Source organism: Romboutsia sp. 1001713B170207_170306_H8 (assembly GCF_015550495.1).
Taxonomy (GTDB): Bacteria; Bacillota; Clostridia; order Peptostreptococcales; family Peptostreptococcaceae; genus Romboutsia_E.
On the sequence record NZ_JADNAX010000001.1, the window covers coordinates 580695 to 595156 of the forward strand.

At 27.5% G+C, this 14462-nt stretch carries 11 protein-coding genes and 1 riboswitch; of the genes, 10 read left to right on the plus strand and 1 reads right to left on the minus strand.

Annotation, left to right across the window (positions count from 1 at the left end):
• Positions 1-351: 351 nt before the first annotated feature.
• Entirely contained in the window at positions 352-1944 is a 1593-nt protein-coding gene (locus I2A66_RS02805) for an AbgT family transporter (protein WP_122639444.1), read from the plus strand.
• A 376-nt stretch (positions 1945-2320) separates the two neighbouring features.
• Here the strand turns inward: I2A66_RS02805 and nhaC are convergent, their stop codons facing one another.
• Positions 2321-3760, minus strand: a complete 1440-nt coding sequence (nhaC, locus tag I2A66_RS02810; RefSeq protein ID WP_122639443.1) for a Na+/H+ antiporter NhaC — start codon at positions 3758-3760, stop codon at positions 2321-2323.
• Between the two features lie 110 nt (positions 3761-3870).
• Positions 3871-4043: riboswitch (Lysine riboswitch) on the minus strand.
• A 140-nt stretch (positions 4044-4183) separates the two neighbouring features.
• On the opposite strand from nhaC, the gene I2A66_RS02815 reads away from it, so the two are divergent.
• The 9 genes from I2A66_RS02815 (at position 4184) to I2A66_RS02855 (ending at position 14348) form a co-directional block, all read left to right on the plus strand.
• The gene (locus tag I2A66_RS02815; RefSeq protein WP_334298819.1) at positions 4184-4798 is read left to right on the plus strand and encodes a ribonuclease H family protein; all 615 of its coding nucleotides are present in this window, start codon (positions 4184-4186) and stop codon (positions 4796-4798) included.
• A gap of 94 nt (positions 4799-4892) precedes the next feature.
• The gene (locus I2A66_RS02820; RefSeq protein ID WP_195250915.1) at positions 4893-6011 is read left to right on the plus strand and encodes a tyrosine-type recombinase/integrase; all 1119 of its coding nucleotides are present in this window, start codon (positions 4893-4895) and stop codon (positions 6009-6011) included.
• On the plus strand, positions 5974-8616 hold the full coding sequence (locus I2A66_RS02825; RefSeq protein WP_195250916.1) for a tyrosine-type recombinase/integrase: 2643 nt from the start codon (positions 5974-5976) through the stop codon (positions 8614-8616). The genes I2A66_RS02820 and I2A66_RS02825 overlap by 38 nt, the downstream gene beginning before the upstream one ends.
• Positions 8606-10234, plus strand: a complete 1629-nt coding sequence (locus I2A66_RS02830; protein WP_195250917.1) for a phage integrase SAM-like domain-containing protein — start codon at positions 8606-8608, stop codon at positions 10232-10234. Before I2A66_RS02825 ends, I2A66_RS02830 begins: the two co-directional genes overlap by 11 nt.
• A gap of 17 nt (positions 10235-10251) precedes the next feature.
• Complete coding sequence (locus tag I2A66_RS02835; RefSeq protein ID WP_195250918.1) at positions 10252-10713, plus strand: DUF6262 family protein; 462 nt, start codon at positions 10252-10254, stop codon at positions 10711-10713.
• Positions 10714-10727: 14 nt separating this feature from the next.
• Positions 10728-11615 (plus strand): ribonuclease H1 domain-containing protein, encoded by an 888-nt coding sequence (locus I2A66_RS02840; RefSeq protein WP_195250919.1) that lies wholly within the window; start codon positions 10728-10730, stop codon positions 11613-11615.
• Between the two features lie 563 nt (positions 11616-12178).
• Positions 12179-12424, plus strand: coding sequence for a hypothetical protein (locus tag I2A66_RS02845; protein WP_195250920.1), 246 nt, complete (start codon positions 12179-12181; stop codon positions 12422-12424).
• 30 nt (positions 12425-12454) lie between these two features.
• A complete protein-coding gene (locus I2A66_RS02850; protein ID WP_330615446.1) occupies positions 12455-12997 on the plus strand; it encodes an SLATT domain-containing protein in 543 nt (180 codons plus the stop codon).
• Positions 12998-13013: 16 nt separating this feature from the next.
• Positions 13014-14348: a nucleotide-binding domain-containing protein gene (locus I2A66_RS02855; protein WP_195250924.1), complete on the plus strand. Its 1335-nt coding sequence runs from the start codon at positions 13014-13016 to the stop codon at positions 14346-14348.
• Positions 14349-14462 lie beyond the last annotated feature (114 nt).

Sequence of the window (14462 nt, forward strand, 5' to 3'; positions counted from 1 at the left end):
AATAATAAAAATTAAACTTTTTTAAAAAATGAAGAAAAATTATATATAACTTTCAATATATGTAGGAAATGTATTATACATATAAATCTTTTATATTAAAATAAATCTCTTGTAAAGTAGTATTTAACAGGGATTTATTATTTTTTTATCATAAGTATAAAATTTAAAATTTTCTAATAATAAAAGTTGATTTGGAAAATAACTAAAATTAATAAATAAAGTATTATTGTTGAAATTTATAGAAAATTTTAAAAAATAAAGTTGACAATTATTTTTAGGTTGATATAATTAGTATATAAAAATTAATTTATTTATTAAAAATAAGAACTTATTATTAGGGAGGGAAAGAATATGGATAGAGCGGTTAAATCAACGCAAGAGAAAAAAAGTGTATTTCAAAAATGCCTTGATGGAATAGAAGTAGTAGGAAACAAACTTCCTCATCCTATAACATTATTTGCATTATTCTGTGTGGCAATTATGATTATATCTGCAGTAGCAGCAGGTGTAGGTCTTTCAGCAGAAGGAGAACTTATAAATAGAGCTACTAATGAAGTTGAATTCCAAACAATAACAGCAGTAAGCTTACTATCAAGAGAAGGTATAGTTTATATGCTAGAAAATGCTATATCTAACTTTATAAACTTTGCACCACTTGGGGTTGTTTTAGTAGGTATGTTAGGTATAGGTACAGCAGAAGGAAGTGGATACATATCTGCTTTACTTAAAAAGACAGTTTCTGTAACTCCAGCAAAATTAGTTACACCAATGGTTGTATTTTTAGGAGTTATGTCAAATATAGCAAGTGATGCAGGATACGTTGTATTAGTTCCACTTGCAGCATTAATATTTATGTCATTTGGTAGACATCCACTTGCAGGACTTGCAGCAGGGTTTGCTGGTGTTTCTGGAGGATTTAGTGCTAACTTAATAATAGGAACAATAGATCCAATGTTAGCAGGTATATCTACTGGTGCAGCTCAAATGTTAGATCCAAACTATACAGTACAAGCAGCATCAAATATGTATTTTATGATGGCATCTACATTCTTAATAACAGGATTAGGTTGGTTTATAACTGATAAAATAGTTGAACCTAGATTAGGATCTTTCAGTGGTAAATCTCAATTATCAGAAGAAGATAAAAACTTACAAAACTTATCTAAAGAAGAACAAAGAGCATTAAAAATTACTAATACAGTAGTATTATTAATGTTAGCAGCATTAGTTGCAATAGTATTAATGCCAAACTCAGTATTAAGAAACTTAGAAGCAGATACATTTGCAAATTCAATAATAGATCATTCACCATTAATGAATGGATTAGTTGTATTAATAGCAATAATATTCTTCGTGGCAGCAGTTGTTTACGGAAAATTATCAGGTAAATTTAAAAATGAGAAAGATGTTGGTGCTGAACTTGGTAAGTCAATGGCTTCGATGGGATCATATATAGCATTAGCATTTGTTATGGCTCAATTTGTTAGCTACTTCTCATACACTAACTTAGGTACAATATTAGCATTAAAAGGTGCTGAATTACTAGGTTCAATGAATATGAACTCTATAGTTCTAATAATAGTATTCGTATTATTTGCAGGATTTATAAACTTATTCATGGGATCAGCTTCAGCTAAATGGGCTATAATGGCTCCAGTATTCTTACCAATGTTCATGAAACTTGGTATATCTCCAGAGTTAACTCAAGTTGCTTACAGAATAGGTGATTCTACTACTAATATAATATCACCACTTATGAGTTACTTTGCAATGATAGTTATATTTGCTCAAAAGCATGATAAAAAAGCTGGTATAGGAACTTTAATATCAACAATGGTACCATACAGTTTAATATTCTTAGTTGGATGGATAATAATGTTAGTATTATGGATGACATTAGGATTACCACTAGGACCAGGAGCAGGACTAGTTTACAGCTTATAATATAAATAAAAAAAGAAATCTCAATACATTTAAATGTTATGGGATTTCTTTTTTATGTCTAGAACAATATTTAGATATTCTTACTATTTTGTAGAGGTTTTTGAAAAATTTCATATACAAAATCTTTTCATTTTATGGAAATTGAATGTATTTTGTTATCCTTTGTATAAACTATGACTGAAGATTTTGAGTAATTACCTAAGTCTTTAGTATCAATTTTATTACATTACCTAAATTATTATCTACAAGAGAATTTACAGAAATACTATCTTTACTTAAACTTTGTGTATTTGATGTATTATTAATCCATTCTAAAATATACCTAAAAAGGGGATTAGAAAAAGGGTTGTCTAAATAGACAACCCTTTTATTATATTTATACTATAGCCTCTTTTACAGACTCAGTATTATCTTCAGTTGATATTTTTTCTATACTTATTCCTGTTAAACCATAAAATAGTGATATTATAGGGCAAAGTAAATTGAAGAATGCAAATGGTAAAAATGCAAAACACCCAACCCCCATTGTGGCAGACATATAAGCTCCACATGTATTCCATGGAATTAATGGTGATGTGATTGTAGCACTATCTTCTAAAGCACGAGATAGATTTTTAGCAGCTAATCCTTGGTTTTTAAATGCATCTTTATACATACTTCCTGGAATTACTATTGCTAGGTATTGATCAGCTACAGCTAAATTAGTTCCAATAGCAGTGAAAATTGTAGCAGCAATTAATCCGAATGTTCCTTTTGCTACTTTTAATATTGAATTAGCAAGTGCTTGTAGTATTCCTGACTTTTCAAGTATACCTCCAGTTACTAATGCACACATCATAAGTGCAACTGTATCTAGCATACTTTCCAGTCCTCCACGAGAAAGTAATTCATCTACAAATACCATACCACTATTTGAAGTATATCCTACTTTAGCAGCTACAATAACATCTGCAGCTGAACTTCCTTGGAAAAATACCGCTACAAATCCTCCAGCTAGTGCTCCGATCATTAGTGCGGGTATTGCTGGTACTTTAAGGATAACCATAGCTATAACTCCAACTGGCACTAAGAATAACCATGGAGATAAAGTATTAAAGCTAGATAGTAAAGCATTTTGTATTTCTGTTATTTGAGCTGTATCTATTTGGCTTCCTGCATACTTCATTCCTAATATAGCGTAGATTATAAGCGCTATTAAAAGAGCAGGAATTGTAGTATATAACATATGTTTTATATGATCAAATAAATTAGTTCCAGCCATTGCAGGAGCTAAGTTCGTTGTATCTGAAAGTGGAGACATTTTATCACCGAAATATGCTCCTGAAATAATTGCACCAGCTACTAAGCTACTTGGCATGCCTAATGCACTTCCTATACCAAGCAATGCTATACCAATAGTTCCTACTGTTGTCCAAGATGAACCTGTAGAAATTGATACGATAGCACATATTACAGTAGTAGCTACTAAAAATATACTTGGAGATAATAAATTAAGTCCCCAATAAATCATTGATGGAACTATACCACTTATAATCCAAGTACCTATTAATATACCTACAACTAAAAGTATTAAAATAGATTGCATTGTAGTATTAATAGTTTCTAAAATTCCTTCTTCTAATTCTTTCCAAGTAAACCCAAGCTTAAATATAGATATGCAGCCAGCAAAAACTCCACCTAATATTAATGGAATATGAGCTGAAATTTCATAATCTTTTAGAATGACTAAGCATGTTACTAAGGTCGCAACTAAGAAACCGATACATAAAACTGCATCAAATAAGGTTGCTTGTTTTTTTTCTCTTGATGATGTCATGATAGACCTCCTTGATTTTTATGAATATAACCTGATATCTAAATTTTAGCTAAAAAAATAGAGTAGAAGTTTCTACTCTAGACTTAATCATTTTTTAGTATATGACTTAATCTAAAGATAGTACTCCACAAATTATTGTGACAGTGTTATACATATTATGTATAACCCCAACATACAAGCTTAAAGCTTCACTTGTATATTTCGGCAATATTACCTTTTGTTTTGCTTCAACGTGCTTACCTCCACAGAACTACTTATTAATATCGCGACCTCTATCATTAGTTATATTCGTTATTCATAAAAAATTATACCATAAAGTAATAACATATGGAAGTGACAAAATATAACTTTAAAAAAAATAAAGTTTAAGTTACAATAATTATTGATTACAAGCGGTATAAAAATAATTGTAAGCTTATAGGAGTGATAATATTGAGTAAAAAAAAATTTTATGCAGTCAGAAAAGGTAAGTGCATAGGAATATATAATACTTGGGATGAATGTAAGTCTCAAGTAAATGGGTTTTCAGGAGCAGAATACAAAAGCTTTTTATCTAAAGATGAAGCAGAAGAGTATATATATGGAAAGAAAGAAATTATTTTTTCGAATGAAGATAACACCGTAGAGGCATATGTAGATGGTAGTTATGAACATTGTATAAGAGAATATGGCTCAGGTGTTGTTATACTAAAAAATGGACAAGTTCAAAAAACATACAGCATAAAGGGTAATGATGAGTCTTTAGTAACTATGAGAAATGTCGCAGGTGAAATAGAAGCATCAAAACTAGCTATGAATTATTGCCTAGAAAATAATATAGAGAATCTAATTTTATACTTTGACTACGAAGGTATTGAAAAATGGTGTACTGGAGTTTGGAAAACTAATAAAGAGGGAACAATAGAATATAAAAGATTCTATGATGGAATAAAAAATAAACTAAATATTAAATTTGTAAAAGTTAAAGCTCATAGCTTATCTTTACTTTATGATAACTATACTAATAGTAACTATATAGAATTTAATGTAATTGTTTAAATATCAGATAGTATAAATAGTTTATACAGTCTGATATTTTTTTTTATATCTGGATATACTACTAAGAAAGATAAGATTGTAAATGGAGTAAGGTATGAATATATATAAAGTAGAAAAAACAAAAAAAGTATACAAAGTTGGAGTTGTAGAAGATGGATATTGTATAACAAAAAATAGAATACCTATGGGGATTATAAATCAATGGATTGATAGTGTAGGGGTTAATTCTATTAACACACAACGTAGATATGCATATACATTACAAGGCTTTTTAAAATATATAGATACATTGGGCATGAGTTATGAGAATATAAGGAATAAAGTTGTGATATGGAATTATATGAAAAAATTAATTTATGAAATTAAAAGTAGCAATGTATTAAGTACAAAGCCACAAACATCTTATAACTCTGTTTATCACAATATTAATATAATAACAAATTTTTATCTATGGTTAGATGAATTTAAATTTGGGCTAATAGATTTAGAGAAGATAAAAAGTTATGAAGATATTGATAATAAATATTTATACGCACAAATATGGGGAACTAAATTTTTTGGAAGGAGTAAAAGTCAAGGTACACCTTTTAAAATAAAGTTTGCACAAAAACGTGATAGCTACAGATGGTATACCGAAGAAGATATACACTGCTTTAAGACCGCATTTAATACAAAACGGGATTTAGCAATATTTTTAATTAGTGTAGAGTGTGGATGTAGAATAGAAGAAATATTAACAATAAAAATGTATGATTATGATGCAAATGAAAGAACAGTATTTATATCAGAATCTAAGACGGTAAATCGATATTGCGTAGTGCCAGAGTACTTATGTCAAATAATAAATGATTACTTACTAAGTGAGAGATTTAGTGTAGAGATAGAAAATCCTAATACATCTGATGAATTCTTATTTATAAATTTAAAAAAAGGCAAGAGTCAAGGTGAAAAATTAACTCAAGGTAATTATAGAAAAATATTAAAGTCAGTAGCTAAGAAAGTAGGTTTAAGTCCTAACAAAACCATAACACATGCTGGTAGGTCTACAAAAGTAGAGGAATTAATAACAAACAATGCATCTGACACTGAAATTATGGATATTATGGGATGGAGGTCGTTTTCTACTATACAGTCGTATAGAAAGCAGTTTAGTAAAACACGTTCTAAAGCTATAAATGATAAAATACAGAAAAGAAGGAGAAAGAAGGATTAGATTAATGGGAAAATATGAGATAGAATATATCTCAAGTAATTATAATTATGTTTATATGGTCAATGGAGCTGAGCTAGAGTTAACAACAAAGCTCACTGTAAATGAGTTGAATGTAGTAGTATTAAAAGTAGAAAAAATACTATATGGAGATGATTTATATAATAAGAATTCGTTAGACATTAACTTCAAAGATTTTATATCAATAGCATTAATTATTTTTAGTAAGGAATTAGGTGAATATCTTATCCAAAGTATAAAAAATATGATACTAAATTGCGATATAAAGAAAGTAACTGAAGCATCCATACTTAGATATATATTTAATGCAACTGATTTGGAAATATCTTATACAATACATTCTTCAAAAGATAATACGATAAGTCAATATAGTGAAAAAGTGAAGTTTTTACTAACAAGTAAAATAGATGAAACTAAATCATTATTAATAGGAGAGCTAGTTACAGGTAAATATTTAAATATCATAAAAAGTAAATTAAAAATAATAGGATATAATCTATTTTTAGAGGTATGTGGCAAAGAATATTTAAAAGAATCTATAGCATATTTTGAATATATTATAGAAGAGTATATGATAAAAGATAGTATGCACTTAAGTTTAAATTCGGTATTAGCTATGGGTACTGGGCTTTCTAAAAAAGATGCTAAAGATTTTAAAAATAAAGATAAAAGTGTCCATAAAAATAACTTATATAAAGAGATACAAATACTAATAGATAAATATAACCAAGGGTTTTACTTACTCAAATCAGAAGAGAAGCTAATAGGTTATATTGAAAAAAACTTAGATAGTAAAAATAAATTAAATGTTGGAGAAGTATCATGTATAAGAGCATCTAGAATTTTAAATATATGCTTAGTAAAATACCCTGAAAAATTAGTAACATATCTTAAGTTTGTGATATCTAAACTAGTCAATGAAGGTACAGATATCACACGTCAAAATGTTTTAATTAGCATATTTGAAGGTGTAGATAAGGTGAGTGCAAATCATATATATACATATTATAAAATGAATAATGAGAATTCTATAATAGAAGATTTAATATGTCAAGAGTATAAAAATAGTTTAAAGTTACATGATAAAGTTAAAATAACCTTAGATGATGATATATGGTATTTACATTGGAGAATAAAAGAAACATCTAGAAAAATAACAATAAATTTTAGTAGCGTAGAGAATAGCATAATAAAAAATCAACTTAAGCAGTACTATAAGTACATGATAGAGCAAGAGTATAAACACAAAACAGACAAAACAAGCATTCCATCTGTATTAAGAGACTCACACCTTGCTATTGAAAGTATAAGGTATTTACAAAAACAATTTCACATTAATTCAGTTCTAGATATAAGAAGAGTACATGTATATAGATTAATGAAATACTTGCAAAATGAATATAAAACTTCTTTTGGAAAAAATATTTCAATAAGTACTATAGAATCATGCAACTCTAGACTTAAGGGATTTGTAGATTGGTTAATAGAAAATGATATAAAGGGAATTGAAAAACCAAAAGTAAATTTTTTTAGATATGTTAGATTTAAAGGTGGAAAAGGTAAAAAAACTGAAATAATACCTGAATGTGTAATAGATGGGATATTGACACACATTGATGAGTTGAGAGATGATTATCAAAGATTAATACTCATATTAATGAATACAGGTATGAGATTTAAAGAAGTATCTTATTTAGAAGAAGACTGCTTAGATGAATCTACAGAAGATACAGTGATTCTTAAATATATACCTTATAAAGTTTTAGAAGCTAGGCGAAAGGCAGGGCTAGATGATTACCATAGAATAGTGATTGATGATGAGTTACGTGAAGAAATTGAAACTCAGATATCATATACATCTCAATTAAGAAAAAAGTATAATACAAAAGAAATATTTATATATTTAGGTAAATATCAAAATTTATCATTAATAGATAATAGCGTATTGTGTTCGACAATGCAAGGGCTCATAGAAAGAAATAATATAACTGATGAAAGTGGACAAATATGGAAAATTACTACGAAACAATATAGAAAAACTTTAGCTGTAGATATGATAACCTCAGGTGATGCAAGTATTTATGAGGTAGGAAGCTATTTGAATCATATGAATATAAAAACAACTGAAAAAATATATGCAGAAGTTAGAAAAAGAAAGTTGAAGGAATTAGACAATGAGTTTTTTAGAGAAAAATTTGAATTATTATTAGAAAAACAAAAACTAGAGAACTTCTCAGAAAAAGAAAGAAAACTTCTATATGTAGATTTTTGCCTAAATTCTAGAGATGTAGAATTTGGTGTTTGCATGAAGAAATTTAGTACAGAGATATGTGAAAGAAGAGGAAATAGATTCCCTTGTGCAGGTTGTTCTAAAATATGTATAGGAAAACAACATTTTAAGAGATGGAAGAAATTATATGAAGAACAGGAAGTATTAGTCAATGCACTAATAAGTAAATATGAAGAAGAAAATATATCAAAAGATATTTATGAAAAATTCAGAGAATTTGAGAAAGAAAGTGATTTATTAAGGTCTTCTAAAGAAGTATTAGACAAGTTAAAAGGAGCATTTAAAGATGTCGAGTGAATTAATTAGTGTACTAAATGCATTGGATAAAAAATATATAGATGAACATATTAATGAAATGTTATATGCGTTAGGGAGTAATATTAAATTTGAAGAGAACACTTGGCTTTGTGATAATGCAGAAAATGATGTAGAAAGAGATTGCTCTATAAAATTATACTTTTCAAAATGTCCAGATGAGTTTATAGATTACGTTAAATATTATGCATTAATAGCTGAACTACGTCTTAGTACAAAAATTGGGTATGTAGGTAAAGTAATTGAATTTATGAAATACTTAAAAAATGAAGAAAAAATAATTAGGCTAGATGTTGTAAACCAAACATGTATAAAAAGATATAAGATGTACTTAGATAGAACAAAATTAAGTCATGCAACAAAAGTTTCTAGAATAAATTGCTTAAATCACTTTTTCTTGACCTTATCAGAGTGGGAAGGGCTTCCAAAGAATAATCCAATTAACATTAGACAGAGTAGGTATAAAAGAAATAAAGGAGACAACCAGTTAAAGACAAGGTATATACCTGAAACTATTACATTAAAGTTAGATGAAATATTTAAATCAGATGAAGTACCTCTTTGCTTTAGGCTATATTACTGGATATGCAGAATGTATCCATCTAGATGCAAAGAAATTTCAAAGTTAAGGGTAGATAGTATAAAAAAAGTAAGTGATGATGAATATGTTCTTTTTAAAAAAGTGGATAAACCTAGAAATGATTTAGGAGAAACAGAGCTGGTAGATATATACATAAAATATAAAGGATTAGGAAAATACATGATAGATTTATTTTATGAACAAAAATCAATAGCTGAAAAGTTGCAATATAAGTCTAATAAAGAAAAGTATAAAGGATTATTATTTTTATATCATCCAGTTCTTGAAAGAGGTAACAAAGAAATTATTCAATACAATAGAGTTTGTTTACTAGTAGGTGGAATTTTTAATAGATACTTAAAGAGATTATCTCAAAAACACAATATATCAGTTGATGAAAATATATCGGTTACAACTCATTCATTTAGACATAATAATGTAACGGATAAATTAGATTATGGATACAAGCCTATAGAAGTAAGAGATTCTGGAGGTTGGATGGATGATGTAACTATATATGATAGTTATTATCATAGTAATACCGACAAAAGTAAAAAAACTCAAGCTAAAAACTTAAAAGAAAGATATTATAGAGAATATACAGGGGATTACACGAGATTAGATACAAAGTCTAATACAAGTATAAATAACTTAACTTTAAATGAAAGCAATATTGCCAGTAAAAAGGTAGTGTTTAGAGGTCGTATAATGAACCTTGATGAAAAAAAGGAGAAATGGATTTTATCAAATAAGCGAGCATATAGTATTTCGAGTGATAATAGATGTATTGGGATTTGTACAGATATATATTCCTGTAAGGAAGAAATATTTGCTTGCTTAGGATGTGATGAATTTGCTCCAGATTCCAATGAAGTAGATTATTATAGAGAACAAGCTATTTACTGGGAAGAACAAGCTGAACATTTTGAAATAAATGGAAAAGAATTTCAAGCTGAATATGCAAGTCAAACAAGGGACTTATTTAAAAAGATTGTATCTAGAATAGAAAGTCTTATATAATGGAAGGGTAGGTCATTGTGAAAAAAGGATTAAATAGTGGGTTAAAAGAAAAACAGGAGAATGAAAGAAAAGAAACCGCAAGTAAGGTCGATGAGGCAATTAAGGATTTAAAAGAGATGGGATTTGAAGTAAGTACTAAGTTATTAATTGAAAGAACTGGATTATCAAGACCAGTATTTGGAAAACCTCATGTTCTTGAAGTGTTAAAAAAACATAAAGTATGTAGGTATAAAGAAATTAAAACAGTATCTACCAAAAATACAAAAAACTATATAGATGAATTAGAGTTAAAAAATAAGAAATTATATATTGAATTAAATAAATTAAAAAAAGAATTAGCAAATAGTATGAGAATAAGAAGTAATTTAGAATTAAAAATAGATGATTTAGAAGACACAAACAAATTATTGAGGGGACAATTAAATAAATACTATGAAGTAGGTCTTGCACATGGTGTTAATTTTGAAGAATACGAATAATAAGGAGAGATAGGATGGCTAAAAAGGTTTATGCAATAAAGGAAGGATTTGATTCTTTAAATAATAAAAGAATACAGAATGAATTAGTTTATACATGGAATGATTGCTTAAAATATGTAAAAGGTGTTAAAGGTGCTATATACAAAAGTTTTGAAAGCATAGAAGAGGCGAATAAATTTTTAAGTGAAGGTAGTAAGTTATTGAGAAAAAATAGAGATACATATCCTTTAGATTGTTTACATATGTATGTTGATGGAAGCTATAGTACAGCAACTGGTAAATATTCATATGGAGTTGTAGGTGTTAGAGAAAATATTGTAGAATATATAGAAAGTGGCTCGGGAAAAAATAAGGGTGAAAATAATATAAGACAAATAGCAGGAGAGTTACAAGGTGCAGTAAAGGCAGTAGAATATGCTTTAAAAAAAGGAGATACTAAAATTGTTTTATTTCACGATTATGAAGGCATATGTCACCATGCAACTGGATTTTGGCAAAGAAAAGATGAATCATCAGAAAAATATTATTTAAAAATGCAAGAGCTGATAAAGAAAGGAATAGAAGTTATATTTGTGCAGGTAAATAGTCATCAAGGTGATTTATTTAATGAATTAGTTGATTCAATATGCAAACAATGTTTAGGTATTGAAAATGAAAAAGTAATAGAAAAATGGTTATCTAAAGACACTATTTTAGTAGCAAATGAAAAAGTAAAAGATGAGATTACTCAGATAATAACAAAGGGTGAAGAAAATATAATTGTAGTTAATAAAAATGAAATTAATGAAACAAGTGTATCATACAAAAACAATGATTTGAATTTAGAAATAATGAATATATTAAAATTGCTATCAAATGATAAGAAAAGAGATGTATTAGAATACATAAAAAATCTGATATAAAAAGACGAGTAAAAGACTCGTCTTTTTATATGCAATAAAATATATATAGTAGAGAGAAGATATTCATATTAATAAGGTTTTATTTTAACCTTTTTACATGATAATATATACTTATAAAGATTTATTAATTATAAACAAGTATGACTTAGGAATATAAGTTAGGGGGGATACTACTTGGATAAGAAAAAATGAGTGAAAGAAGTATAATAACTTAGTACATAATATCTGCAATTTAAAAATTAGGTTGACGTATAGTAGCTAAGGTAGATTTAATAATAGATTACTTAGATAAACTTCAAAAAGAAATAGAATCACAAGAAATAATATTAGAAGATATACTTCAATAAAATAATCAATAATAAACACTATATATAGTATGATGACGAATTAGTAAAACTATATATAGTGTTTATTTATTAAAAAATATTTTTGAGGAAATATATAGAAATTTATTGACTATAAAAAATAATGGTGATAGTATGTATTTATAAATAATTTTTAGCACTCGTTACAAATAAGTGCTAACAGTTAAATTTTAGATTACGGAGGAATATATCTATTCTATGAACAAAAAGCAAACAGGGAAAAACATTTCAAAAAAAGCATCAGCAACACTAAAAAGCAATAAATCTTCAGCAATTCAGAAAAAACTTGCAGGTTCGGCTCTTTCTCAAACAAATACTACCAAGAAACAAACAAGTAAAGAAATGGAAACAGTAGCATCAAAAGTATTAAAAAGTAACAAATATAATTCAGATACAAAATCATTAGCAGGAAGTGTATTAGCACAAGCTAATAAAAAAAGATAACAGGGGGTAATCGTTATAAATAATATAGAAATTTTAGAGAGTCAGTTACGACAAATTTTCGCAGGAGTTGTGTGGACACATAAAATACAGGAATGTCAAGCAGATATTTATTTAGAAAAGCATAATAAAATGGAAACCTTAAGGATAGCATTATCAGCAATAACTACTTCTGGGATTTGTACAGTTGTTTTTATAGATGAAAATTGGTTGAAAATATTAACAGCATTAATATCAGTAGTTTCGCTATTTATTAATTCCTATTTTAAAGTTTATGATTTAGATGCTCTTCAAAAACATCATAAGAGGTCTGCTATTGATTTACTTGAATTAAGAGAAGTATTAATTGCTATCTTATGCGATATAAAACTTGATAAGTATAATGAAGATACTTTAATGCAAAAAAGAGATGAAATATTAAAAAAGCAGATGGATATTTATAAAGAGTGTTTAGATGCAAGTAGTGAAGCAGTAACAAGAGCAAGCGAAAAATTAAAGGGAAGACAAGATAATACCTATTCTGATGAAGAGATAGATAGTTTTTTACCATTATTAGCAAGAAAGAAAAATAATTAAATTTACAGGGGGACGAATGAGCTTAAAGAACGATTTTAAAACATTTATCAATAATTTAGAACCAACAAATATAAGTGACATGGAAACTACGGTAGGGGAAATAGCTAAAAAGCTAAATAACTACTATTATGATTTAACAGGAGATACTTCATCTCATATATACATAGTAGGTTCTGTAGGAAGAACAACAGCAATAAAAGGTGTTAGTGATTTAGATATACTATTTGACCTTCCTAATTCAAAATATAAACAGTATGATGATTATGAAGGTAATGGACAATCAGCATTACTACAAGAGGTAAAAAATGTACTTAAAGGTAGATATCCAAATACTGATATGAGTGGAGATGGACAAGTTGTTGTTATCAAGTTTTCTAACTATACAGTAGAATTAGTTCCCGGATTCAAACAGTCAGATGACAGATTTAAATATCCAGATACAAATGATGGTGGTAAATGGAAGTTTACAGACCCATTACCAGAGATTGATGAAAGTAAAACAACTGCAGATGATACCGATGGCAATTTTAGATATATAGCTAATATGTTGAGGTCTTGGAAAAACAAACAAGGATTTAAGTTTGGCGGATTATTGATAGATACTTTAACTTATAATTTTCTTAATAATAATGTGGAATATAGGAATGTTGGATTTGATAGTTATTTAGACATGACTAAGGAATTATTTAAATATCTTAAAGATTTAAACAAAGACCAATCGTATTGGTATGCTTTAGGAAGTAATCAACAAGTGTATAATTGTGATAATGGTAAGTTTATTACTAAAGCTAAAAATGCGTATAAAAAAATTGAAAATTTAACTGAAGAATCTTCAAATATAAATAAAGAATTAAGGAAACTATTTGGTAGTAAATTTCCTAAAAAAGCAACTACAGAAGCAAGAGCCTCATATTCATATAATTTTAGTAAATCTTATTCTGATACAGAGCAATTTATAGAGGATATGTTCCAAGTAGATATAAGGTATTCTTTAAATATAGATTGTAAAGTAACTCAAGATGGATTTACACCGAAATTTTTAAGCTATATTTTAAGGAACAATATGTACTTACAGCCTAAAAAAAGTCTTGAGTTTTTTATTACAGATATTGATAATCAAATCAAGGGTAAATATGATATATACTGGAAAGTAAAGAATGAAGGACAAGTTGCAAAAAATAGAAACTGTATCAGAGGTCAAATAAAAAAGTATAATACTGTTAAGTTACATGAGTCAACGGACTTTAAAGGAGAGCATTATGTAGAGTGTTATATTGTACAAAATGGAATATGTATTGCTATGGATAGGTTAGATGTTCCTATATCAAACTATAAATATATTATGGGATAAGAGTATTAAGAGGTTTATTCTTATAATACTATTATTATAAGAATAAAAGAGTATCGTAAATTATTTAGATAAAATTACAAGAAATTATCTTATAAGATATAATAAAATAAAATT

Bases quoted from the DNA above. Each gene is read 5' to 3' on its own strand.
- I2A66_RS02805 (WP_122639444.1), top strand. From the start codon at position 352: ATGGATAGAGCGGTTAAATCAACGCAAGAGAAAAAAAGTGTATTTCAA.
- nhaC (WP_122639443.1), bottom strand. From the start codon at position 3,760: ATGACATCATCAAGAGAAAAAAAACAAGCAACCTTATTTGATGCAGTT.
- I2A66_RS02820 (WP_195250915.1), top strand. From the start codon at position 4,893: ATGAATATATATAAAGTAGAAAAAACAAAAAAAGTATACAAAGTTGGA.
- I2A66_RS02825 (WP_195250916.1), top strand. From the start codon at position 5,974: ATGATAAAATACAGAAAAGAAGGAGAAAGAAGGATTAGATTAATGGGA.
- I2A66_RS02830 (WP_195250917.1), top strand. From the start codon at position 8,606: ATGTCGAGTGAATTAATTAGTGTACTAAATGCATTGGATAAAAAATAT.
- I2A66_RS02840 (WP_195250919.1), top strand. From the start codon at position 10,728: ATGGCTAAAAAGGTTTATGCAATAAAGGAAGGATTTGATTCTTTAAAT.
- I2A66_RS02845 (WP_195250920.1), top strand. From the start codon at position 12,179: ATGAACAAAAAGCAAACAGGGAAAAACATTTCAAAAAAAGCATCAGCA.
- I2A66_RS02855 (WP_195250924.1), top strand. From the start codon at position 13,014: ATGAGCTTAAAGAACGATTTTAAAACATTTATCAATAATTTAGAACCA.